Genomic DNA, 24,870 nt, shown 5'->3' with positions numbered 1-24,870 from the left:
CTATTTCCTGGAAATCTTAGACCTTGGTTTCCTTGTATTCGGTGTGTTTTCTGCAAAATTTGCAGAATTTTTTAGTTACCAGTTTTTCGGTTTTAGCCTTTTTGTTCTTAGTAAGGAGATAAGTACTCTTTCCCTTTGAACAACCTGGTTCCTGACAAACGAGCTTGATAATTTCTCTCATGGCGCTACTGTCTCGATTTCAATAAATTCCTCATAGTAAGACGGAAAATTCCTGATTTTCAGTTCCATTCGGTTCAAAAGTTGGTTCTTGAGTCCTGAAAATGTCGTACTGGAGGTTGTATTCTGCTAGAAAAAGTGAGAGGGCTTAAAAATCAAGGAGGAATAGATTAAATTCTCGAAAAAGGACGAGAAATTTGTTGTAAATTCAATCTTAGAATCAGAGTGGTATTTTCTTCGATCTCGTTTGCCAACATTCTCAAAATGGACTTATTTTGGAAATTTTTTTCATAGTACCGATCATGGCGGCTCTTGCGAATGCGAGCTGTTTGATTGAAAATATTCGTCGGGATCATCGCTTCCATAAGCTGATGACGGTTTTTTATCTCGCGATCGGGATTCAAAATGCGACTACTGCGGCGATGTGTACCGCTTCCACGGAAGAACTCGGACTGGCTTGGTGGATTTTTCAGTGTCATTCTTTTTTTATCCTTTCCCCAGTGCTCGTTGGGATGGCGAGTTTTTGTACGGGGAGAAGAATTTTAAATCGGTTTACGATTTTCGTTTTTGCGATCGCTCTCGTTTTGGATTTTCTTTGTGCTTCTTTCCCTCGGGTTTTTATCGCGGGTTTTCAATCCTTTCCATTCGGTTTGGCTCCTCTCGTTTCTCCAGCCGGCGGAGCGATCGGAATCGGTATTCACGTTCTTTCGATGTGCGTGTGTATTTACTTTTTTTTAAAGCCAGTTCAATGGAACGTATTTTTCGAAAAACGGTTTTTCGTGGGTGTGTTTCTTTTTTGGTGGTCCGCTCTTTTTACGAATTTTCTACCTTTGTATGGAATGGATTTTCCTCCCCTACACCCCGTCGTCGACGCAACACTTTCGGTGGTTCTTTCGGTTTATTTGAATCGATACAATGCAGGAAGAGCAAGTCTGCTTCGAATCGGCGCGAACATTCTCATTTCGATTGCGATCGGAGTGACGATCGGTATGTTCTTCTGGACCGTTCTTAAATTCGTTCCGTTTCGGGAGATTTACGTCGCAGGAATTTCTTCGTTGAGCGCGTGTTCGTTTATGGCCTTTCTTTTTTTCCATTCTTACAACACTGAAGAAATCCTCTCGGTTCCGAGTTCGAATCTGGAAGGTTACGGGCTTTCGAAACAGGAGATTCGAATCTGCGAACTCGTAGAGGCCGGACACAGTCGGACTTTCATCCAATTGATTTTGAACGTTTCCAACGGTACTTTGAGAAATCACTTGAAGAACATTTACGCCAAAGTTTTGCCGGAATCCAAATCCACCTCAAAGGATCAGCTACAGAGGTTGACCATCTTTCTTTCAAAGCGGAAATAAAATCGAAGGATGCGTGAATTCGAAGAAAAGAATACGAGCCGATTTTTAACAAGACTCGAAGAAATCGTTTGCCTCTTTGGAAAACTATCGATCCATTTTGCTAGGATGCGATTGCTAAATTTTCTCCGATCCGGAATGACAGAAAACACAGTTTCTTCTTTCGGATCGCAAGTTGTGGTTCGAACTGGTTTGTACGATTCGGAGAATGAGATCTTTGGTGGAAAAAAAATTCTTTGTCAGGATCCGCGGCGCGGCTTTCTCCTCGATTCCGCCGTACTGCTTCTTTATTTCGAGCTCGCTCGCTTCCGTGCTAAAACCCGCAAGCAGTATTAAGACCGCGATTTGGCTCACTCTAACCATACAACTTTGATTTCCTTTCTATCTCATTATAACCGTTCTGAGCTCCCGTTTTCCACTCCCAGCTGTCATAGATTATAATTCCAGTCTATTACATTTGTAATGTTTTCGAATTTATAAGGATGGACAGAGCCTGTCCCCGTCGTTTAGGAATTGGTTTTGTTAAGCGAACTGAGTTGAAATCGGTAAAGCAGCGGATTCTTTGAATTATTTCTTTCCGTCAGGATCCGATCTTCTCCAGAAAGCCGCTAAAAGGCTTCCGATCAGGGAATGGACGAGGCTTGAAATTGCCGCTGGAATGGCGACTAATGGATCGGAAAAATTATTTCTGGAAAGAACAACTCCAAGTCCGGAGTTTTGCATTCCGACTTCGATGGAGATGGTTCTTGCGGATTTTCGATTTTTGATAAGAATCCGGGAAAACAAATAACCGAAGAAAAATCCGGAAACGTGTAAACCCACAACTCCCAGGATCAAAAACCCCGCCGATTGAAGAATTTTTTCCCTTCCCGAGCCGAGAATCGAAGAAACGATCATCGTGATCAGAAACACGGCAAAAAGCGGTGAAACGATCTGAATTTTATTGGAAATCTTCGGGAGATAAGAATTCAGGATTACTCCCAGCGCCACGGGAAGAATCACCACTTGAAACGTATCGAAAAAAAGCCCTCCCGCGGATGCTTTTACCCCCTGCCCGATCAAGAGCAAGGTAAGCATGGGAGTCATAAAGACGGAAAGAATCGTGGAAGACGCGGTCATCGAAACCGAAAGCGCCAGATCTCCTTTGGCGAGATAAGTGATCACGTTAGACGCAACACCTCCTGGACAACAGGAAACGACAATGAGCCCGGTCGCGAGCGGGCTAGGTAGATCGAGAAGAATTCCGATTCCCCAACCGGAAAGGGGCATCACGGTGTATTGTAAGATCACTCCGGCAAGAACCGGAATCGGCGTTTTGAAAACGTCTTTGAAGTCTTGTGGTAAAAGTGTGATCCCCATTCCGAGCATCGTCGCGCCGAGTCCATAGGTGATCCAAGGTCCTGTGAACCAGGTAAACCACTCCGGATAAAAGAAGGAAAGAATCGAACCGGTCAATACCCAGACCGGAAACAATAAGGTTCCGATCTCACTGATTTTTTGAAATTTGTTTGTCGCCAATGGAAATTGTATCTTCCTAAGAATTCCGTTTTCTCTTTCGAATTGAAATGAAAAAAGTAAAAGAGTTCTTTTTTTATCTAAGAATCCGCTGCAAGAACGGGAAAAGGATATTTTTGTAAGAGCTCCCTACATGTTTTCTAAGAGGCTTCCATTCAAAACGGCTTTTTGTGGTTCTTTGGGGAACCGGTTTCCTTCTACCTTTTTCTCAGGAAAATCCGGAGTTATCCTCTGTCTTTTCCTTTCGGGTTTGTTCAAAACTTCGAAAAAGGAATTCCTTTCGAAATCTCGAAACAAACCGAGGAGTTCCCACGGATTTCCGTTGATTCGTCTCCGTTTTGAATCGTTCTTCCTCATCCCATTTTGAGTATGAGTTCCCACATTTTCGGGTTCGAAAAACTTTCTTCTTTCTAAGGGGCAAAATTACCGAGCAATTCCACCACTCGATCCAATTGATCCTTTCGGTTGTAAATATGGGGGGAAAAACGAACCTTCCCGAGACGAAGGGCGCACATCACTCCATTCTTCTTGAGATACGAAACAAGATCTTCCATCGAAATTCCTTCCTTGTTGCCGACCACGATTCCGGTTCTGTAATCCGGAAAATGATCGAGTTCCATCTGGAATCCGATTCCTTTCATTCCTTCCGAAAGATAATCCGCGAGTTCGTAGATTCTTTCCATCACGGAATGAAATCCGATTTTCTGAAGCATTTCGAGCGTGGATTGGAAGTAAACCCAATCCAGAAAGTTCCCGCTCGAGATTTCATAACGGTCCGCTCCCGGTTTGAGTTCCGCGCGATAAGGCAAATAAACCTCGTCGTTGACGACGGAACCGGTGCCCTTAAACGGAAAGGCAAGCGTGTCGATCTTATCTTGTTGGATGTACAACATCCCAAGTCCTAAAGGACCGAGTAGCCACTTCCAAGCGGGAAAGGCGATGTATTTCAACTTCATCTTTCTAACGTCGATCGGAACCAAACCTACTCCTTGCGCTCCGTCGAGAACAAAATCGATTCCTTTCGAATCCAAGAAGTTTCCGATTTCTTCCAATGGAAACGGCATTCCCGTGCACCAATGAACTGCGGAAAGAGAAACGATCTTTGTTTGCGGAGAAACCGCGGCCTTGAGATTGTCCAGAAATTGATCCGGTGTGGTTGCCATCGGAATGGTTCCTATCTTTACACCTTTTTCTTTCCAGTGTTCCCAAGGATAGATATTGCTCGGGTATTCGTTTTCTAAGAGAAGAATTTCATCTCCGGATTTGAGACGAAACCCGAGGGAAAGAAAGTTCATTCCTTCGTTGGTGTTGTGTATGATGCAGAGTTCTTCCGGATCGCAGTTGATCAACCCGGCAATGATCTTTCGAATCGAATGTTTTACGTTTCCATATTTGCGAACTTCGGTCAAGACGCCTTTTTTGGCGTAACCTTCCAAATATTCCCGGACCGTATCGATCGTCTCTGAATTGCAAGGAGTGGTTCCGCAATTGTTCAGCCAGATCATCTCCTGATTCACAGGATAAAGATCTTGGATTTCCTTCCAATCTGTAATCGCGGCGGATTGCATTCTTATCGTTTACCTTTTTTTCTTTGCCTTCGCGGAAGTTTTCTTTTTCGGCGCTATCTTTTTCTTGGAAGCCGCTTTTTTTGGAACGGATTTCTTTACTGCTTTTTTAGGTTTTGGCGTTGCCTTTTTCGCAGCGGCTTTCTTCTTAGGTGCAGCCTTTTTCGCAACCGGTTTGCTCGCGGATTTTTTAGGAGCAGGCGCCGCCGCTTTTTTTGCGGTTGGAGTCGGAGCCGGTAGTTTTGCCACAGGAGCCTTCGGTTTTTTCGGAGCGGCCGCGCTCTTTGCCGGTTTTGCTTCCGCCTTTGCTACTTCCTCCGCTTGTTCGTCCCAGAAAAAGGTTCCTTGTTGTCCGGAGCCGGATTGATCCAATCCGTTCAATTCCGTTTCCAGAAGAGATTGGTAGTTGCTATTGTAATCTTTTAGTTTTGTGAAGAGAGATTTGATGTTCACGTCTTCGAACTTGTTCGCGAGTTTGTCGTAAAAAGAAACGCTGTTCTCCGCTTCCCGGATCGCGAGTTCGAGCGCTTCGTGCGCGTCCTTACTTCCCGGTCCCGAGATCGTTCTCTCCACCTTGTTCATCATTCTTTGAAGAGTGGAATCGTGAAACTTATGAATCGCTGTGAGTTGTTTTAAGTTCGGAAGTTCGGAACCTTCGGCTTGTTCGTACAATTCCGTAATGAATTTGATATGATCGTCGACTTCTTCGGCGAGTCTTTCAAAAAGCTCTTTGGTATTTCCGGGAGGAAGCTTTTCGTAAGTGCTCATATAAAACTCGAAGTAATCCTTTTCGTGTTGAATCGCGGCGGCGACAGCTTCTAAAAATGTAGTTTCTTTTAAGGGTTTCATATTCATAATAAAGATTCTCCCGATTTCTTTGCTATCTTAGTTAAGTTACAGACTGAATCAATAATTATTTAATTTTCTTCCACGGATTCATAGATCAGAAATTGAGCCGCGTAGTAAGTGATCATGATCCAAACTCCGATCCAAGGAATCGGAAGCGATAGAAATTTTCCCATCGCAATCAAGCTGTCCGAGCCGATGAAGATCAAAGACCCGAAGAAAGATTTCCAGTATTCTGGTTTTGGACATTCTCTGGAAGAAGCCCTCCAACCCATTACGCAGATCGCGCTTACATAAACGGCGACGGGAACAAACAAAGAAGCTCCCATTCCCGGAAGAATCCAAGTGTAGAATGAAATTCCGAAAATTGCGTACGGAATCAGTCGTACTATATGCACCGGATTCCCCACCGAAAATCCTATCGAATATAAAATCTGTGCGACAAGAAAAGAGCCGAGTCCGAAGACGAAATAATTTCCCGGAAGCGCCAAGAACGTATCTCCAAAGAGAGAGAAGATCAAACCGATGAAGATGTATTTTCCGGAACGGTCTTTCCAGTTTCCTTCGAAGACGGAAAAAAAGATTAAAATCAAAATAGGAACCACCTTGGTTCCTAACTTGAGGGCGATCTCCCCCGGTGCAAAATAGATTGCGAGTAAGTGTGCGATCGACGCGACGGAGAATAACAGTAAAATCATCTGAACCTTCTTCTTGGGAATTGGGATTGTAATTTTGTACAGAGCCTGGATTCTGTCATCCAGAATCGGGAAAAACAAGAGGGATAAATGAACCAAGTAAACTCCGGAGAATTGACGTTAATTGGAATTTTTACCGTGGTTTTGGGACTTCTCATCTACCTCGATCTTTTTGTTCTCAACAAACGAGCCCACAAAATTCCTCTCAGAGAATCCGTTTATTGGTCTCTTTTCTGGTTCAGTCTCGCGATTTCGTTTAGCGTTTTGATTCTCGTTATGGATCACGGTCCGAACGATCCGGAAGCGGGAAAAACAAAAGCCCTTGAATTTATCACCGGTTATCTTTTGGAATATTCTCTTTCCGTGGACAATCTTTTTGTCTTTATCATGGTCTTTCAGAAGTTCCGGATCACTCCTCAGTATCAACCTTTGATTCTCAAATGGGGAATCATCGGAGCTTTGATCTTTCGAGCCTTTATGATCTTTGTCGGCGCGGAACTCATTTCCGTTTTCAGTTGGATCTTATATCTTTTCGGAATTCTTCTTCTCTATACTGCGGTCAAGATGTATGTTCATAAGGAAGAAGAGGAAGACTTTCATCCGGAATCTTCTCCGATCATCAAGTTTGCGAAGAAGTTTCTTCCGATGACGCACGCGCATCACCCGGAAAAGTTCGTAGTCAAGGAACACGGAAACTATCTTTTTACTTCCACCTTCATCACGTTGCTCGTCGTTGAATTCAGCGATATCATGTTCGCCTTGGATTCGATCCCGGCGATCTTTTCGATCACGACCGACGCGTTTATCGTTTATACTTCGAATATCTTTGCGATCCTCGGACTTCGTTCCCTCTACTTTATGCTTTCGGGTGTGATGGAACTTTTTGTCTTTCTCAAAAAAGGAGTGAGTGTCTTGCTCGCTTTCGTAGGATTAAAACTTCTTCTTCCTCTTTTTTCACCTTACGTTTTCGGATACGAGGTTCATATCCCGATCCTTGTGTCCTTAGGAGTGATCGTAGGAACTCTTACACTTTCGATTCTGGCATCCGTTCCCCACTATCTCAAAACCAAAAATGGAAATTGAGAATGGGTTTTTGACTTTACACCAGGGTTTTGCAAGGTTCCCTAGAAAGAGAACTTTGTAGGGCCTTTTCAAAAAAGAGAAACATTCAAAATGGCAAACGAGAAATTATTTACCGACTTCCCCCCGGTCACTCGGGAAGCGTGGATGGCGGTCATCCAAAAAGATCTCAAGGGCGCGGACTTTGAGAAAAAACTGGTTTGGGAAACGACGGAAGGATTTAAGATCCAACCCGTTTATACAAAGGAAGATATCGCAGACAAACAATGGCTGACATCCAATCTTCCGGGGACGTTTCCTTTCGCGAGGTCCACAAGAAAGCTCGTTCAAGACTGGAGCATCCGTCAGGACTTTGATTCTTCATCCGTCGCGGAAGCGAATCGTCTTGCAAAAGACGCCGCGAAAAACGGCGTGACTGCAATCGGATTTGTCATCGAAAACAAAACTTCTCCGCAAAGAGGAATCCCGGTCCATTCTTCCAAGGATTTGGAAGCTCTGATCGACGGACTTCCTTTCGATCAAGTGACGCTTCATTTTATCGCGGAAGAAAGATCTCCTGAAATTTTCTCTTGGCTTCCGAAAGGAAAGGTTCTTGTAGGCGGACTCGGCTATGATCCGTTTCGGATTCTTCTCAAACACGGAAGATCGGGAAAACATTCGATTTCTGCGCTCAAGGAAATCTTAGAATCGTTCGCTTCTTCTTGGCCGCATTTTCGAGGACTCAGCGTTGATTCTTCCAGCTTTCGAGACGCGGGTTCCACGATCTCCGAAGAATTGGCTTTCACGTTATCCGCTGGTGCGGAGTATGTACAACAACTTCGAGAAGCGGGAATGTCAGTGGATACGATCGCGTCTCAGATCATTTTCGAATTCTCCATCGGTCCCGATTACTTTTTGGAGATCGCAAAGTTTCGCGCCGCGAGAATTTTGTGGGCGGAGATTCTCAAAGAATTCGAACCCAAAGAAGAATCGTCTCTGCACGCGTTTTTATCCGCCCACACTTGTCGCTACAACTACAGCGCCTACGATCCAAACGTGAACATGCTTCGTGCGACGACGGAAGCGATGTCCGCCGCGATCGGAGGCTGCGAAGTGATCAACGTTTCTCCTTACGATAGTATATTAAAAACTTCTGATTCTTTTTCTCTGAGAATCGCGAGAAACATCCAGCTCCTCATGAAACACGAATCACACGTGGACAAAGTGGTAGATCCTTCCGCGGGTTCGTATTATCTCGAATCCCTCACCGATTCGATCACAAAAAAAGCTTGGGAAATTTTCTGCGAGATCGAATCCGCCGGCGGATTCTTAGAAGCCGTAAAAAAAGGAATCGTCCAAAAGAAAATCTCCGAATCCAGAAAGAAGAAAGAAGACAATCTCGCGATCCGAAAAGAAATTCTTCTCGGAACCAATCAGTATCCGAATGGAGAAGATAGAATTTTAGTGAGTGAACTCAACGTTCACGGACTTTCGGGAACGATCGAATCGGTCCCGGGAGAACTTACCTGCGAAGTGATTCCCGAATTCAGAGCCGGAGCCGGAATCGAAGAGATTCGTATCAAGACCGAAGGTTTTGCAAAGAAAAACGGAAAAACTCCGACGGTACTTTTGCTTCCGATGGGAGATTTGAAGATGAAAAAGGCAAGAGCCATCTTCTCCCAAAACTTTCTCGCCTGCGCCGGTTACAAGGTGATCGATCCGGGAAGTTATGCGACACCGGAAGAAGCCTTGCAAGGTTTAAAGGAACACAACGCGGACGTCGTCGTCTTTTGCACCAGTGACGAAGAGGTTTCCGGACTTGTGGATTCTGTCTTCTCCGTTCTCAAAAAACAGAACTCAAATCTTTTAGGAATCGTAGCCGGGAATCCGGTGGAACAAATCGATTCTATCAAATCCAAAGGAATCGAATTGTTTATCCACGTAAAATCCCAACATTTAGAAACTCTGAAAACCATTCAGAAAAGGCTGGGCATCCAATGAAACGTCCGAGTTTTGATCCAAAACGTTATGTGCCACAGGGAAACAAAGCCGTTTCCAAATCCGACTGGGAAAAGGCGGCTCTTGACGAGTTAGGTTTAGGTTCCATCGATCCGAAGATCTGGAACACTCCCGAAAAGATTCCCGTAAAACCGGTTTATACTGCGGAAGATCTCGCCGGGATGGAACACCTCGACTATGGAGCTGGAATTCCTCCCTACTTACGCGGGCCCTATTCCACGATGTATGTCCAACAACCTTGGACGATCCGTCAATACGCTGGATTTTCCACCGCGGAAGAATCCAACGCATTCTATCGTAGAAACTTAGCGGCCGGACAAAAAGGTCTTTCGGTCGCATTCGACTTGGCGACTCACAGAGGATACGATTCCGATCACGAACGTGTGGTAGGCGACGTCGGCAAGGCCGGGGTCGCGATCGATTCGATCTTAGACATGAAGATTCTCTTTGATCAAATTCCTCTGGATCAGATGTCGGTTTCGATGACGATGAACGGAGCCGTGATTCCTATATTAGCGTTTTATATTGTAGCCGCGGAAGAACAAGGTGTGAGCGCGGATAAACTTTCCGGAACGATTCAGAACGACATTCTAAAAGAGTTCATGGTTCGGAATACGTATATCTATCCGCCTCTTCCTTCGATGAAGATCATCGCCGATATTTTTAAATACACTTCCGATTTTATGCCCAAGTTCAACTCGATTTCAATTTCGGGTTATCACATGCAGGAAGCCGGAGCGACCGCCGATATCGAACTCGCCTACACTCTTGCAGACGGACTCGAATATCTTCGAACCGGAATCAAAGCGGGAATGGACGTGGATACATTCGCGCCTCGTCTTTCCTTTTTTTGGGCGATTGGGATGAATCACTTTATGGAAATCGCAAAGATGAGAGCCGGTCGTCTTCTCTGGGCGAAACTCGTAAAACAATTCAATCCAAAAAACCAAAAATCTCTGGCGCTCAGAACTCACTGTCAGACATCCGGTTGGAGTTTGACCGAACAAGATCCGTTCAACAACGTCGCAAGGACTTGTATCGAAGCCTTGGCGGCCGCGCTCGGACATACGCAGTCTCTTCACACGAACGCGCTCGACGAAGCGATCGCGCTTCCGACCGACTTCTCCGCGAGAATCGCCAGAAACACGCAGATCTTTTTGCAGGAAGAAACGAACATTCACCGCGTCGTCGATCCTTGGGGAGGTTCCTACTACGTAGAATCTCTCACTCATTCTCTTGCACACCGCGCTTGGGAACTCATCGAAGAAGTCGAAAAGTTAGGCGGAATCGCGAAGGCAATCGAAACCGGAATTCCTAAGATGAGAATCGAAGAGGCCGCCGCACGCAAACAAGCAAAAATCGACTCCGGAAGAGACGTGATCGTCGGAGTCAATCGTTATAGAGCCGTCGAAGAAAAACCCTTAGACATATTAGATATTGATAATACTGCCGTGAGAGAATCTCAGCTCCGCAGACTCGCGGAGTTAAAGAAGAATCGAAACGGAGCCGACGTGACCGCTGCTCTCGACGCGATCACAAAATGCGCCGGCGGTGGAGAAGGAAATCTTCTCGCATTGGCGGTGGACGCCGCGCGCAAACGTGCGACCCTCGGAGAAATCTCCTACGCTATGGAAAAAGTATTCGGAAGATACCAAGCAACGATCCGTTCTATCTCGGGAGTTTATTCTTCCGAAATCGAAGACGATCCGGATTTCAAAAGAGCCAAAGAACTTTCGGACAAGTTCGCGACCCTCGAAGGAAGACGTCCTAGAATCATGGTCGCGAAGATGGGTCAGGACGGACACGATCGAGGTGCGAAAGTCATCTCCACGAGTTTTGCGGATATGGGATTCGACGTCGATATAGGGCCTCTCTTCCAAACACCGGCGGAAGCGGCGAAACAAGCCGTAGAAAACGACGTGCACATTTTAGGAGTTTCGAGTTTGGCGGCGGGTCACAAAACTCTCGTACCACAAGTCATCGGAGAATTGAAAAAACTCGGAAGAGAAGACATCATGGTCATCGCCGGCGGAGTGATTCCGCAACAGGATTACGATACTCTTTACAAAGCGGGAGTGACTGGAATCTTCGGACCGGGAACCAAAATCTCCAAAGCGGCCGCGGATATTTTAGAACTTCTCATTAAAGATTTAGAATCTTCTAAAGTAAACGTTTAGGAAGAATCTTTTTTGAGCGGGTTAGAATCATCGGGAGTTTCTTCCGGCGGAGTCCGATCCACCGGAATCCGCAGAAAGGCCCTTCCTTCTGCGGAAGAATTTGTAAAAGGAATTCTTTCCGGAAACAAGATGATACTTGCCCGTGCGATTACTCTCGTCGAAAGTTCACTCCCCGCTCACAAAGAACTCGCAGAAAAAATCATCGACGCTTGTCTTCCGCATTCCGGAAATTCGGTTCGAATCGGAATCACAGGAATTCCCGGAGTCGGAAAGAGCACCTTCATCGAAGCCTTCGGGATGCACGTGATCTCTCAGGGAAAAAAACTCGCAGTTCTTACGATCGATCCTTCGAGCCAGATTTCCGGAGGAAGTATTCTCGGAGACAAAACGAGGATGTTCGATTTATCAAGAAACGACTCTGCATTCATTCGGCCTTCTCCCTCCGGAGATTCTCTGGGCGGAGTCGCAAGAAAAACCCGGGAGACGATCTATCTCTGCGAAGCCGCAGGCTTTGATACGATCTTTGTGGAAACCGTCGGAGTTGGACAATCCGAAACGGCGGTACATTCTATGGTGGATTTGTTTTTGCTTCTTATGATTGCGGGTGCGGGCGACGAACTCCAAGGGATCAAAAGAGGTATTATGGAAATGGCGGATCTTTTTGCAGTAACAAAGGCCGACGGAGACAATAAGGCAAGAGCCGAGCTTACCCGTGTCGAAACACAATCCGCGATTCATTTTTTTCCTTCCAATGAGAACGGTTGGACCCCGAAGGTGCTTTCCTGTTCCGCCGTGACCAAGGAAGGAATCTCGGAGATCTGGACTCAAATATTAGAATATGAGAAAACTCTAAAGTCCAACGGGTACTTTGAAATTCGCAGAACCGATCAGGCGAAATATTGGCTGGAAGAAACCGTCTCCGAACATCTGATGGGTGATTTCTATTCCCGGATGAAGGATCTCTATCAGGATATGGAAGAAAAGGTAAGCCAACACAAAATCAGTTCTTTTCAAGCCGCTGAAAAATTGATCCAAGAATATAGAAAAAGAAATCATAAGTGATCCTCACCGGACCGAACAAGTTCCGAATTTGTTCCCAAAAAAACCTCTGAATTCAATTTGATTTTTCTTTTTTCGGAGGTTATTTTTTCCGGAAACGAAACTTTTTTTCTATGAGCTTGTCATTCTTTTCTAAAAATGAAGATTACAATAATTAAAAGAAATCGGTTCGTAATTTTCAGTTGAGAATTTATTCTTGCGTCTGTATCTACCAGATACTATCTGGTAGATACACTTATCCGATTGGAAGATTTTATATAAAAATCGCTCTTTCAGGGATACTGATTTTACCCCGGTTGCAGGCAGGTATCATGAGATCGTTTCAGATTTTCGTTTTTATTCTTTGCTCATTCATTCTTACAAATTGCGCCACTTCCTCGGCGGGACTGGCGACCAGTAATATTCCCGTAGCGGATCGCAAATACAAGGTGATCGGTCCGGTGGAAGGCCACAAAAGTTGGAACACCTTCGATATGGCGATTGTAGGAATTCCACTATCGGAGCCTCCGATAGACAAACTCGTCAATTCTATGTTAGCTGAAAAAGAAGCCGACGCGCTGATCAACATTCGTTATTGGACGGACAAGTATATTCTTCTTTTTATTACCGTAAACAGACTCCATATCAACGCAGAAGCGATCAAATTCGAGGATCAACTCAATGATCAATCCGGTAAAAAGAGAACTAAATAAAAAGCTCTTTCGTTTTTTCGGAAACGGAATCTTTTCCACTCTTCTTCTTGCCGCTCTTGCAAATTGTATGGGAGCGACCCTTTTTTCTCCCGGAGGTCGTGTTCGTTCTCCGGAAATGTATGATTCGGCGACGATCATCCGAACTTCCGGCTACGACGTTTTGGAAGAATCCATCGGAGAATCCTCCACGTTTTTTGTGTTCGGTATGATTCCAATCACCAATCCGATCAGCATAGATTATGCGTTGAGCCAGGCGGTTCAAAAAGTTCCCGGCGGAAGAAGTATCGTAAACATCAAAGTTTGGCATGAAACGCACGTTATGTTTCCTTTAGGAACCGTTTCCGTTTTGAAAGTAAAAGGGAATGTCATCGGCAACCGAGAGGAAGCCGAAAAACTGAAACTCGAACAGCAAAAGAAAGACGCGGAAGCCGCGAAAAATCCTTCCTCGGCAGGATCGGAATCGGATTCCCCTTCTTCCGGAGGGATTTCTGTGGGTAGTAAAAAGTCGTCTTCGAATTCCGGGCAAGAATCGGGCGGGATCTCGGTCGGAGGCAAAAAAGGTCCGAATACAACTCAGGAATCGGGCGGGATTTCCGTCGGCGGTAAAAAGAATTAGTATGTTTGAATATAATAAAAAACTGAAATTCAAAACATTCTACTTTGTTTGGATTGTGGGGATCGTTTTGTTTTCGCAAAACTGTGTTCGGCCCGAGGTCGTTCCTCCCAACGATTCGCAGAGTCAGATCTATGCGGCTGCGAATTATTTGGCGAATAAATGCGGCACTCCGATTCCGGCTCCCTTTCCGCTCGTTTTCGACGACGTTCAACAGAAGAATCTGGATCTTTGTACGATTGCGATCACAAGATCGGAATGCCCTTTTGTTTCGTATCCCTTTGCTTGTGTTTTACTCTACGTTGATAAACCTCTGGACGATATTCCTTGGTATCTCAACTTCCAGGAAACTTTCGTAAAAACTAAATTATAGAAAGGCAGATGATGAAACTCATTCGAAACTTATTAGTCATTCTTCTTGCTTTTCCCGCCGGGGAACTTTTTGCGGAAGTTACCTTTCGTGCTCGTATTTATTCTCGCGGTAAAAATTCCGGAGAAGCGAACGTAAGCGTTCGGATTTCGGAAACTAAAAAATTCTACCAGACGGACGCTGAAGGTTATTTTGAAGGAGTGGTTCCTGCTTCCGGGAATTATACCTTTCGGATTCTGAGAGATACAGGAATGCAGGAGATTCGCCAGGAAGTTGGAGAATCTTCGGATACCGTTTTGATTTACACCGATCCCGCTTCCGTAAGCGGCGTAAGCAGTAAAGGTGGAATCAACGTTACGGGTGAAAGAGAAAAACAACTCATGTCCCGGACCAAACTTCGTTTTGAAGAAATCAAACGGATGCCCGGAACTTTTGGGGAGCCTCTTCGTTCAATCGAAACCATTCCCGGAGTCGTTCCCGTTTCTGCGTTCGGCGGGGGCGCGAGTAACTATGTTTTCCGAGGAGCCGACCCGAATACGAACCTTTATTTGTATGACGATCTTCCGATTCTTTATCCGTTTCACTTCGACGGTTTGACCGCTACAATTAACGGAAACCTGATCAAGTCGATGGACGTTTATACCGGGGTTCTTCCTTCGAATTTTAACAACGCGCTTGGCGGGGTGATCGAAATCGAGTCTCCCGATAAGGTTCAGAAAACTTCCGGAAATTTTTTGACTTCTCTCTGGGCCGCTTCCGCCAATTACCAGACCACATTCGCCGGCGGGAAAGGTTACGTCCTCGGCGCGGTTAAAGTCGGTTACATCGATAAGACGTTTGAAACGTTAGGCAATCTTTCGGGAGGGAGTCTTCTTCCGGACGGAGTTCGTTTGCCCCGTTATACGGATTCTCAAGTGAAGATGGTCTATAACTTCAACGATCAACACCAGATTTCATTCTATTCTTTAACCGCAAAAGACGACTTCGCTTTGAATCCTCCCGCGAAACCTCAGAACGATCCCACCAAAGATCAGTTAGCCGCGTTTGCAGGAGGAAATCTTTCCGCAGGTCAAGGTTATAGAACTCAGGCGTTTCGTTATACCTGGAGAGCCTCCGAAAAATTCTCCAACCGTATCACATTGATCAGCTATGATCCGTTTACGGATTTTAACGTAGCATTGGGTTCGATCAAGGCAAAACAAAGAGCAAGCGGAGCCTATAACGGGATTCGGCAAGACGCATATTGGGATCCTAACAAACACCTTTCTCTCGAGTTCGGTTCCGAGGTTCGTTTTCTCAATTACAAAACCTCAGGAACTACGATTCAACAATCCGATCCGAACAATCCGGACCCGAACCCTTACGATACGGCGAGTCCGGATTTTAGAACGGTTCCCGATACGAATCGTGTACGCAGCAAATACTACAACGCTTATACAACTTTGAAAATTAAGTTCGGCGGTTTGCTCATCGAACCCGGTGCGAGATACGATTATATTCCTTATATTAAGAATGGGGCTTTGGGTCCAAGAGCGCAGATTTCCTATAAGTTTGAGGGACTCGGCAAGGGAACTACGGTCTTCGGAGGCGGAGGAGAACACTATAACTTTCCTCTGAGCACTCAATTTTCCGAACAGAGCGGAAACCCTCATCTAAAATTTCAGAAAGCCGTGAAATACGGGGGAGGAATCGATCAACAGATCACTTCCGATTGGCAGATCAAAGGAGAAGTTTTTAAACAGGAATTCTCCAGCTTGATCGTTTCCGATCCTTATATCACTGAATTCATCGGAACAAATCCCGATCAGTACGGAAAAGTCACCCAGCCCTACATTCTCAACAAACCTCTGAATTATTCCAATAACGGAAGCGGTCGTTCCCACGGTTACGAATTCGTACTTCGTAAAACGGCGGCGCCCGGAACCAGAGATTGGTTCGGCTGGATCTCTTACACCTGGTCCCAAACATTCAGAAATCCGAATTTATACAAACCGGACGGTTTGATGGCTCCCGTCGCAACCGGGCCGGAGCAAAGGCTTCTCGCTCAGTCTTATCACAACTCGAAAGAGACTTTGTTTGACTACGATCGAACTCATATTATGAACGTCGTTTTCGGTTGGAGATTCAGTCAGGAATGGCAGTTTGGTGCGAGATGGTCTTATCTTACCTCCACTCCGATCACTCCGATCATCGGGGACGACGGCGGGGCTTTTTCAAATCCTGCGAACGGACAAGTCATTTGGGTTCCCCAATCCGCAAACAACCCGTATCTCGCGGATCACACTAACACAAAACGTCTTTCGGATTATCATCGATTGGATATTCGTTTTGATAGATTCTTAAACTACGAGTGGGGTTACGTGAATACCTTCTTCGAAGTCATCAACGTCTACATGAGGCAGAACGTTTCCGGCGAGAGTTTCGACGTTACGCGTCCTTATTCCGCCACAAATCCGAGACCGAACCAGACGTTCGGGACCCTGACTTTACCGGGAGGAATGGTGATACCGTTTTTCAACCTGGGGATCGAGGTGAAGTTCTGATGAACAAGAAGAATCTACTATCGCATTGGAAAGAATGGATCGGAAATTCGATCGTAATTCTTTTCGTTTTGAATTGGGTTTTGAACTGTAACAACTTACCGAACGACGACGACAGTTTTAATCGGGACAACGAAAAGAGGGTGATTCTTCAATATCTTTTGTTGCCTCCCACGGATCCGATCCAGTCTTGTGTGGCTTCCTTACAAGCCGCAAAGTCTTGTTTGGATCAAGCCCCCGATCTCCCCACTCCGCTTTCGGAAGTCGGGATCGTGACATTGTTTAGCGGAAGTGCGACGCTCGGGACGTATCAGAATTATTGCACTTCGCTGGTGAACTCCGCTACCTTCGTAAAATTTACGGATCGTGCGAAGGCTTGTCTTATGGATTGCAACAGATCTTATTGGACGAGTCGAAATTCTTCGGGAACCTGTAATCAAAGCGGTCTGTCTCAGATAACGGGGCTTTCCACCGGAACGTTTGCGTGTACAAAAACCTGCGTAAGCATTTCGGGCGAATAAGGATTTATAAACGATTGAAAACTGAGTGACTTCGTCGCCAGATTTAAAAAATAAAGATATTAGAGGATCTACATCATGACCATGTTTTTAGTTGAATACGGCGAAACTTTCATTTTTATTATTATGCTGATTGCCAGTATCGTCGCCCTCGCAGTTGGAACGGAAAGAATTCTCATCTTTCGTAAGAATCTAAAAAATACGGAAGCCATCCTACCCGTTCTTACTTCTGAAATTAGAAACGGAAACCTGGATTCGGTAAAGTCCCTCGCAGCTGAAAATCCCGGAAACATCTACGCTAAATTTTCTCAATTCTCCGTCGAAAACTTCAACGGAGGACATGAGAGTCTTTCCGAACTTCAGGAAGGAAGAATCATCGGAGAAAGAGTCGAACTGGAAAACCATCTTTCCATCCTCAATACCTTGGGAAACAACGCTCCCTTTATCGGTCTTCTGGGAACGGTTCTCGGAGTGATCAAAGCCTTTTACGGTTTGGGAACGTTAGGAAGTACCGGAGCGGAGTTTGTGATGAGAAGTATCTCCACCGCGCTCTTGGCGACAGCCGCCGGTTTGGGCGTTGCGATTCCGGTCGTAATGGCCAATAACTATTTTACTCGTAAGCTGAAAGTCATTCAGGCAAATTTAGAAATTCTTTCCAGAGAGTTTTTAGCAAGCCTGTCTCGCAAGAAGTAGTTTAAAGGAGATCGGACATGGCAGGAACTACTCCATCCGGCGACGGAGACGAAATAGGCAATATCAATATCACCCCGATGGTGGACGTGATCTTGGTACTTTTAGTTATCTTTATGGTAACGGCGAACTTTTTAAAAAAGGAATCCATCAATATCAATCTTCCGAAAGTTGCCGCCGCGGATCCGAACGTGGCACAATCCGTCCAAGTCGCTTTGACCAAAGACGGAAAGATTCTTTTGGAAGGAGCCGATACGACGATCGAAAGATTGAAGTCTCAGTTGGAACGAGATTCCAAGATAAGACCGAATATGCGTCTGACCCTTTCTGCGGATTCTTCTTTGCCTTATGGAAAGATCGCCGAGACAATGGGAGTGATTCGCAAAGCGGGTGTCACAAAAATCGCTCTTTCGGTTAAACGTTAGGCGAAATAGGTAATAAGAATGGTAAGCGTTCCCGAAATCAAACAGAAGATTCTCAAGTTTGGTCTATTCAAATTTTGTCTGATTGCGTCTTTTGTTTTGCATACGGTCACGATCGGCGCCTATTTTATCGCGACCTACATTCCGGAATCCGAAATTTCATCGGAGGATTTGGAAGCGCAGGACGTAGAGGTCGACTTGGAAGAAATTCCTCCCGAGCTCATCGGAGGTACGTCCTCGCCCGCCCCGGTTGAAAAACAGGAATGGGTGGAAGGTTCGAATCAAAATGCTGACGATCCCATCGACGAGGATCTCAATCCGAACGCGCTTTCCGGAAACGGAACCGATAAGGACGGATATTTATTCTCCTATAACGGAGACAAAACACCGACTCCGATCATCGACTTTGATCTAAGGGATTTTTTTCCAGCTCAGGCAAAGTCTGCGGGAATCGTTTCCAAACAAGTTGTCGTAATCGTTCAGATCGACGAACAAGGAAATCTGCAAGGAGCGAAGGTCGCTTCTGGGAAAGCCGGATTCGGATTTGACGAGGCCGCGATCAAAATCGTAAAAATGGCTCGTTGGAGTCCCGGCTATGTTCAAGGCCGACCCACGAGAATGTCGCACAGAGTTCCGATTTCGTTCAATCTGGAAGACTGAATTCCTAAAATTGTTCCGTCTTTTTCCGTTTCTTTTCGTCAAAAAATTATAGTTTGAATTATCGTTCTATAATTTCCAAATTTATTTCCGTTTCGATCATCCTTGTCTGTTTCTATTTTGTGTTCGCGGCCAATCCGTTCGTGATCGGAGATCTAAAACATCCGGATTCCGGTTTGAAAGTCGATCGAGAACTCCCAAAATTTAAAATTCGGAACGCCGAGGGCTTTTTTATCTCCGATTCGGATTTACAAATCAGGAAATATCTTATTTACTTTGCTTACGGAGAATGTAAGTCGGTTTGCAGGACGGGGCTTTCAAAACTGGAAACCTTTTTTTCAAAGGAAGAATTTAAGTCTTGGGGTTTCGTACTGATCAGTCTTTCTCCGAAAGAGGATCGGGAAAAACAATCCTGGATGAGAAAGTATCTTTCTCGTTGGAAAAGACAACCGATTCTTCTTTTGCCCGAAGACCGACAGGAAGCCGAAAGGATCGCCGGTTTATTTCAGGTAGCCGTAAGTAAGGGCACCGACGACGAGATTCTACATCGGAATCCGCTTTTTATAACGGATGACAACGGAAGAATTCGGATCGTATATCCTGACTTGAGCGTGATTTCAGAAGAATCGTTTCGAAACTTAGAAGCTAAGATTCATTAGAGGTTTGTAAAGTATGTCGAAAACTAAAATGCAAAATGTAGAAAACTCCTCTCTCGCGGAGGGATGGACTCAATTCGGGGTTTCTCCGATACAACGCGCTCAGGAGAAACTCAACGCGGAGATGAAAGCCGCGGACCGTTTTATTTGGATTTTGCTTTTGGCTCATATTCCCGCCGCGGTTTTGTTTTCCATCGGCTATGGAACTTGGGAGTTCGCTTTGTATTCCTCCCTGGTTCTTGGGGTTGCGGGCACCTTCAACTATATTTCTTTTCGAGGGACTCTTTTTAGTCGAATCCTGAATTCTTTATTGTTGATGTTGTATTCCGGAATTTTCATCCAATCCGAGTTCGGAAGAATCGAGATGCACTTCCATATATTCGGTGCCCTCGCCTTTCTTCTCATCTATAAGGACTGGAGAGCGGTGGTTCCGGCGGCCGGCTATATCGCGGTTCATCACGGAATTCTAAACTATTGTCAAGAATTCGGACTCAAGTGGAACGAAACACCGATTGTCGTTTTCAGCACCGGAGCCGGGTTAGAGGTAGTTTTTGTACATGCAATTTTTGTAATCTTTGAGGCCGGTATTCTTATCTATTATTCAATTCTTCTCAAAAACGAGTATTTGGAATATTGGGAAACCTATTTTAAGAGGGAGGAATTCCATTCTGCAAATCTCGTCATTCAAAAATCGGTTCAATCCAAGGTCGATTTTTTAAGGGAGAATATGGCTTCTATGGCCGACAGCGCTCTCAGCGTGGTTCACAATTCGGACGAACAAATTTCCAACATCGGAGTGATCGACGCGGCGATGGACGACGCTCTGGAAAACTTGGAAAAAGTGTCGAAAGCCGCGGAACTTCAATCGGAATCCCACAAGGAATTTGCTTCCTTATACGGGACCTTTGAGGAAAAATTTCAGATTTTGGAAAACGAAATCGTAAATAGCAAACTCATCTTGGACAAGGCCGGTCAACACACAAGACAAAGCGAAGAATCTCTGCAGAAGATGGACGACTCGATTCGAAAAGTTTCTGCGAGTTATCAGGAAATGTCTCAGAGGCTCAGAGTGATCAACGATATCGCGGAAAAGGTGAATCTTCTTTCCCTCAACGCTTCCATAGAAGCCGCGCGCGCCGGGGAACAAGGAAGAGGTTTTGCAGTTGTCGCGGATGAAATTTCAAAACTCGCGGATCAAACTGCAAAAACGATCAAGGAGATTCATCATCTGATTCTTAGCGGAAACGAGGCGATGGATAAGAATACGGAAATCGTTCAACAAGGAACCCAAACAGTTTCAAAAGTGATCGAAGACGTGACTGAAATTATGAAAGTCACCGAATCTTTTTTTGAAACCTTAAAAGATCAGACAAAGGTCAGAGAAAAGTTGAGCGGTATTTTCGATCGTGTGATTCGAAATTCGGGGGAACTGGAAGCGGTCATCAGAGAACAATCCGGCGTCATTCAAGAAGTAAAACATTCTTCAGTTTCGATCGTCGGGGCGACTCAGTTCATTCATAAATTGGCGATAGAATCTTCGGAAATCGCAAAAACCTGCGAAGAAGTTTCCGGCGATCTGGGACAAGAGGCCGCCCTTTTTAAAAATTAAAAAATTCTTGCGGATCCGATTCCAAGACCTAAACTGCACCCTTGACTGTAACACGACACAGATGGAGACAAAGATGAAATTCAAAGGATCTGCTTTTATCGCTTTTCTTTTTTTAACCTTACCGATTCTACCGCTTCCCACTCCTCCGACTCTCGATAATCAGATTAGAAATTCGGATTATATCGCGCTCACACGGATTACGAATGTTCGCGAGAAAAAAATCTCCGAGACCTCGGTGTCCGTGACCGCGACCGTCGAAATTCTAAAACCGTGGAAAGGCGGTGAAAAACTACCTACTAAGTTTGAAATCGGTTTTATGATTTTTCCGGAATTGTTGGGTAAGTGGTTGAAAGCCTCTCCGCCGGAAGGAGACTACATTCTATTTTTAATTCAAAAAACGGTAAAGGACAGTAAAGGAAACGAATCCAAACTGATCGCACTTTACGAACCTCATCCGTTCGCCTTTAAGGAATACGCGAGAGAAACCGAAGATCAGATCAAAGAAGTCATCCAATCTCAAAAAGGAAACTAAGTCAAGTATATGAGAATTTCAAGATATTCTATAGTAATCTCTTTTCTTTTTTTATACGTTCAGATTTCGGTTTTTTCCCAACCTTCCACAAGATCTCTGGGAATGAAACAAGAGTCTTCCGAACTTCTTTCTTCCTTAAAGGAAACCAATCCTTACGGGATCTCGCACCGAGGGCTTTCCTCCAGAGTGGATCTTTCGGATTCTATGCCGCCCGTGGGCAATCAAGGAGAGCAAGGAAGTTGTGTCGCCTGGTCCACTGCTTACGCGACAAAAAGTTTTCAGGAATACATCGAAAGAAAGGGTTCCAAGGATTGGTCTCTTCGGACTCAGGACGGAAGTCCGAACTTAAGTAAGGTTTTTTCTCCGGCGTTTATCTACAATCAGATCAACGGCGGAAGGGACAACGGTTCTTTGATCTCCGACGCGATGCGCGTAATGGTGGAAATGGGCGCTGCTCCTTGGGATCAAATGCCTTACAATCCGGCGGATTACAGAGCTCGTCCTTCCCAAGCCGCGATTGCCGCCGCTTCGCGATTTAAAGCCAAGGAATATTTAAGGGTGAAAACAACGGATCTTTCCGAAGTCAAAGCCCAACTCGCCGAAGGAAAACCTGTTGTCGCAGGTATATTAGTATATGAGAATTTCTTTAACCTCAAGGGGAATACGGTTTATAAAGAAGGACTGGGTAAAACCTACGGCGGTCACGCGATCGCCCTTGTCGGTTATGACGATTCTAAAAACGCGGTAAAGTTTATCAATTCTTGGGGAAAGGATTGGGGTGATCAAGGATACGGATATATCGACTATCGCTGGTTTACAAAAATTTGCCAAGGAGCTTTTGTCATGGTGGATCAAGTGGAAGTTGCTACGGATCAGGGCAAACCGGATTCCAACACTCCGGATCCCGCTGCGGTGACGAGCGATAACAGTCCGATTCCACCGTCTTCGATTACGGCTTCGCAAGGAAGTTTTATCGATAAGGTCACGATCAACTGGGAAGTCGTTCCCGGTGCGGTCGGTTACGAGGTTCATAGAAAGGCTCCGGGAGATTCCGGTTTTTCTAAGATCGGTCTTTCTTCCACGAACAGTTTTAACGACGACGGCGTTCAACCGAATCTCGCATACAAATATAGAATTCTTACGCTTACGGATACATCGGCTTCCGATCTTTCTCCCGGAGAAGTGATCGGTTTTGCGAAAACGGAAGAACTCAAACCTCCTCCGAAAGTTTTAGGTCTCAAGGCGACACAAGGCCAATACGACAATAAGGTGGAATTGGCTTGGGAACCGGCCGACGCTTCCGCGGAATATCAAGTATTCAAATACAACAAAACACAAAAGAGATACAACCCGATCGGCAATTCTAAATTGAATAGTTATACCGATACATCCGCGGCTCGAAAAGGGGCCGTCGAATTCTATGTCGTTTCCGCAAAAATGAACGGAAAGACCGGAGAACCTTCGGATGCCGCAAGCGGATTTACTGCACAACCGAAAACCCCTCCCGCCAAACCTCTGGGATTGGTGGCGACTAGAGGCGCGTATCAGAGTAAGATCGAACTCAGATGGAAAAAAGTATCCGGGGCTTCGAAATATCTCGTTTTCCGTTATGTGAAATCCGGATGGATCGGAGGAGGCGCTTGGGAAAAAATCTCCGAAACCGGCTCGGAAGAATTTGTAGACGAGAATCTTCCCGCACGTTACGCGTACTACTCGGTGACGGCTGTGAATCCAGAAGGAAAAAACGGTCCTTTTTCCAGCTTTGCTTATGGTTTCACGGATCCCAACAAACAGAGGGGTGTGAAACTTTCTCCTCCCGAAAACGTAAAGGGAGTTTTGGATTCTAAAAACGCGAAAATTTCGCTCACCTGGGACAAGGTTAAAGAAGCTTCCGAATATTATGTTTTTCGCAAGAAGCGGGGAGAATCTTCTTGGACTTTCCTGGCTTCAGCGGGAGACAAGAATTCTTACGTAGCGGATGTTCCCGCAAAGGAAACCCTCTTTTTGTATTCGGTGACTTCGAAATCGGATCTTGGCGGGGAAAGCGGAAATTCTCTTCCCGCCTCTGCGGTTCTTTCTTCAGCGGTGGTCGCTCCGAAAAAGAGAACTTTTGGAGGAGATTCCAGTCTTGAAAAGTTCAAAGGGCCTTGGACAGCAATGGCTTGGGATGGAAACAACGGAGTCAGTCAAGTGCTTCTGGAAATCGAAAGTCAGGACAATGTAAACTACGTCGTGAAGTTCAATAAGAAGAAAATCTTCGAGGGAAAATATGTGGAAGAATCCCCGATCATCGACAAGGACGGAAAATTTAAGATCGAGATCGAAAAGTCGGGAGACGCACTTTCGGTGACGATGAAAGATCAAACGATCGTAAATCAAAAATCCAATCTTTCTTTCTTAAAAGAATAAAGAAGAATTCAGATCGAGAAGCGTAGGTCTGGCAAATAATAAGTAGGCTTACGCTAAACGTTTTGATTTTCTTTTTTGCGGAGTTTTGGAAAAACAAACTTTAGTTCTCGGGTTGAATTCTCCAAAACCGGAGTCTCGAAATTCTTTAGAAAAAAATTCGTATGAGAAATCTATCCTATACCAATAATTCTGTTTTAGTTTCGTTATTTTTCGCTGAAGTTTTCGACTGGATCACTTTTCTATTCTTTCCGAATTCCGCATCCTAACATTTTACGCACCTCCGAAATCTGCGTGACCTTATCATAAGTTCACGAGGTACAATCAGATTCGCCCCGAGAAAAGATATTTTGTAGGAGCTTCTACATCGGGATTAGCGCTTGCAAAATTAGAATTCTGTGATAGAGGAAAGTCCGCTGTGGTTTTTTCCGCCACCCTCCCCTCCACCCAAAATTCGGGCGGGGCCGGCGACTTTCACAGAGGACCGTCGTAGTTCCCACGTTCTTCGTATTTTTGGGGACGAATCGAGTTCCGGTTTCCAAATGGACGATCGGATTCACGATCTTTTGCGCGGAAGATCTCCTTTTTTTCGATTCTTGGAGAAATCCGATCCCTTCAATTTTCAGAATTCTTCCGATGTTTTTCGTTCTCATATTTTCCATTGCGGGAGTTACATTTGGAAAAATTCTACAAAAAAAAGAATA

23 protein-coding genes are annotated in these 24,870 nt (G+C 45.2%); 17 read left to right on the top strand and 6 right to left on the bottom strand.

Features of this window, described 5'->3' with window-relative positions:
• Nucleotides 1-16: 16 nt before the first annotated feature.
• Nucleotides 17-181 (bottom strand): 50S ribosomal protein L33, encoded by a 165-nt coding sequence (rpmG, locus tag JWG45_RS03160; RefSeq protein ID WP_001206796.1) that lies wholly within the window; start codon nt 179-181, stop codon nt 17-19.
• Between the two features lie 271 nt (nt 182-452).
• On the opposite strand from rpmG, the gene JWG45_RS03155 reads away from it, so the two are divergent.
• A complete protein-coding gene (locus tag JWG45_RS03155; protein ID WP_205278330.1) occupies nt 453-1,529 on the top strand; it encodes a helix-turn-helix transcriptional regulator in 1,077 nt (358 codons plus the stop codon).
• Between the two features lie 114 nt (nt 1,530-1,643).
• Here JWG45_RS03155 and JWG45_RS03150 read toward each other — a convergent pair whose 3' ends face one another.
• The 5 genes from JWG45_RS03150 to JWG45_RS03130 all read right to left on the bottom strand — a co-directional run bounded on the left by JWG45_RS03150 (nt 1,644) and on the right by JWG45_RS03130 (nt 6,150).
• On the bottom strand, nt 1,644-1,889 hold the full coding sequence (locus JWG45_RS03150; RefSeq protein WP_205278329.1) for a hypothetical protein: 246 nt from the start codon (nt 1,887-1,889) through the stop codon (nt 1,644-1,646).
• 204 nt (nt 1,890-2,093) lie between these two features.
• Nucleotides 2,094-3,044 (bottom strand): bile acid:sodium symporter family protein, encoded by a 951-nt coding sequence (locus JWG45_RS03145; protein WP_205278328.1) that lies wholly within the window; start codon nt 3,042-3,044, stop codon nt 2,094-2,096.
• A gap of 407 nt (nt 3,045-3,451) precedes the next feature.
• Nucleotides 3,452-4,609, bottom strand: coding sequence for an aminotransferase class V-fold PLP-dependent enzyme (locus JWG45_RS03140; RefSeq protein ID WP_205278327.1), 1,158 nt, complete (start codon nt 4,607-4,609; stop codon nt 3,452-3,454).
• A 9-nt stretch (nt 4,610-4,618) separates the two neighbouring features.
• Nucleotides 4,619-5,461: a ferritin-like domain-containing protein gene (locus tag JWG45_RS03135; RefSeq protein ID WP_205278326.1), complete on the bottom strand. Its 843-nt coding sequence runs from the start codon at nt 5,459-5,461 to the stop codon at nt 4,619-4,621.
• Between the two features lie 62 nt (nt 5,462-5,523).
• A complete protein-coding gene (locus JWG45_RS03130; protein ID WP_205278325.1) occupies nt 5,524-6,150 on the bottom strand; it encodes a lysoplasmalogenase in 627 nt (208 codons plus the stop codon).
• A gap of 87 nt (nt 6,151-6,237) precedes the next feature.
• Here JWG45_RS03130 and JWG45_RS03125 point away from each other — a divergent pair, with 87 nt between their 5' ends.
• The 16 genes from JWG45_RS03125 (at nt 6,238) to JWG45_RS03050 (ending at nt 24,169) form a co-directional block, all read left to right on the top strand.
• Nucleotides 6,238-7,230: a TerC family protein gene (locus JWG45_RS03125; RefSeq protein WP_205278324.1), complete on the top strand. Its 993-nt coding sequence runs from the start codon at nt 6,238-6,240 to the stop codon at nt 7,228-7,230.
• A gap of 90 nt (nt 7,231-7,320) precedes the next feature.
• Entirely contained in the window at nt 7,321-9,207 is a 1,887-nt protein-coding gene (locus tag JWG45_RS03120) for a methylmalonyl-CoA mutase family protein (protein WP_205278323.1), read from the top strand.
• Nucleotides 9,204-11,402: a methylmalonyl-CoA mutase gene (gene scpA, locus JWG45_RS03115; protein WP_205278322.1), complete on the top strand. Its 2,199-nt coding sequence runs from the start codon at nt 9,204-9,206 to the stop codon at nt 11,400-11,402. The genes JWG45_RS03120 and scpA overlap by 4 nt, the downstream gene beginning before the upstream one ends.
• A 12-nt stretch (nt 11,403-11,414) precedes the next feature.
• Entirely contained in the window at nt 11,415-12,464 is a 1,050-nt protein-coding gene (gene meaB, locus JWG45_RS03110) for a methylmalonyl Co-A mutase-associated GTPase MeaB (protein WP_205278321.1), read from the top strand.
• Nucleotides 12,465-12,772: 308 nt separating this feature from the next.
• Nucleotides 12,773-13,153, top strand: coding sequence for an LIC20211 family lipoprotein (locus JWG45_RS03105; protein WP_205278320.1), 381 nt, complete (start codon nt 12,773-12,775; stop codon nt 13,151-13,153).
• Nucleotides 13,122-13,769 (top strand): hypothetical protein, encoded by a 648-nt coding sequence (locus JWG45_RS03100; RefSeq protein WP_205278319.1) that lies wholly within the window; start codon nt 13,122-13,124, stop codon nt 13,767-13,769. Before JWG45_RS03105 ends, JWG45_RS03100 begins: the two co-directional genes overlap by 32 nt.
• Before the next feature lies 1 nt (nt 13,770).
• Complete coding sequence (locus JWG45_RS03095) at nt 13,771-14,139, top strand: hypothetical protein (RefSeq protein ID WP_205278318.1); 369 nt, start codon at nt 13,771-13,773, stop codon at nt 14,137-14,139.
• Between the two features lie 11 nt (nt 14,140-14,150).
• Nucleotides 14,151-16,679, top strand: coding sequence for a TonB-dependent receptor plug domain-containing protein (locus tag JWG45_RS03090; protein ID WP_205278395.1), 2,529 nt, complete (start codon nt 14,151-14,153; stop codon nt 16,677-16,679).
• Entirely contained in the window at nt 16,679-17,197 is a 519-nt protein-coding gene (locus JWG45_RS03085) for a hypothetical protein (protein ID WP_205278317.1), read from the top strand. Before JWG45_RS03090 ends, JWG45_RS03085 begins: the two co-directional genes overlap by 1 nt.
• Nucleotides 17,198-17,272: 75 nt before the next feature.
• Nucleotides 17,273-17,887, top strand: a complete 615-nt coding sequence (locus tag JWG45_RS03080) for a MotA/TolQ/ExbB proton channel family protein (protein WP_205278316.1) — start codon at nt 17,273-17,275, stop codon at nt 17,885-17,887.
• A 17-nt stretch (nt 17,888-17,904) separates the two neighbouring features.
• Entirely contained in the window at nt 17,905-18,309 is a 405-nt protein-coding gene (locus JWG45_RS03075; RefSeq protein ID WP_205278315.1) for an ExbD/TolR family protein, read from the top strand.
• Between the two features lie 18 nt (nt 18,310-18,327).
• Nucleotides 18,328-18,966, top strand: coding sequence for an energy transducer TonB (locus tag JWG45_RS03070; RefSeq protein WP_205278314.1), 639 nt, complete (start codon nt 18,328-18,330; stop codon nt 18,964-18,966).
• A 53-nt stretch (nt 18,967-19,019) separates the two neighbouring features.
• Nucleotides 19,020-19,622: an SCO family protein gene (locus JWG45_RS03065; RefSeq protein ID WP_205278313.1), complete on the top strand. Its 603-nt coding sequence runs from the start codon at nt 19,020-19,022 to the stop codon at nt 19,620-19,622.
• Between the two features lie 28 nt (nt 19,623-19,650).
• The gene (locus JWG45_RS03060) at nt 19,651-21,228 is read left to right on the top strand and encodes a methyl-accepting chemotaxis protein (RefSeq protein ID WP_205278312.1); all 1,578 of its coding nucleotides are present in this window, start codon (nt 19,651-19,653) and stop codon (nt 21,226-21,228) included.
• A 73-nt stretch (nt 21,229-21,301) separates the two neighbouring features.
• Nucleotides 21,302-21,760 (top strand): LIC_20196 family exoprotein, encoded by a 459-nt coding sequence (locus JWG45_RS03055; RefSeq protein ID WP_205278311.1) that lies wholly within the window; start codon nt 21,302-21,304, stop codon nt 21,758-21,760.
• 9 nt (nt 21,761-21,769) lie between these two features.
• On the top strand, nt 21,770-24,169 hold the full coding sequence (locus JWG45_RS03050; RefSeq protein WP_205278310.1) for a C1 family peptidase: 2,400 nt from the start codon (nt 21,770-21,772) through the stop codon (nt 24,167-24,169).
• Nucleotides 24,170-24,870: the final 701 nt, after the last annotated feature.

It is taken from the genome of Leptospira ainlahdjerensis (genome assembly GCF_016919175.1).
Lineage (GTDB): Bacteria > Spirochaetota > Leptospiria > Leptospirales > Leptospiraceae > Leptospira > Leptospira ainlahdjerensis.
The sequence above is the reverse complement of the archived record's forward strand: the minus strand, read 5'-3'. Positions and strand labels throughout refer to the sequence as shown.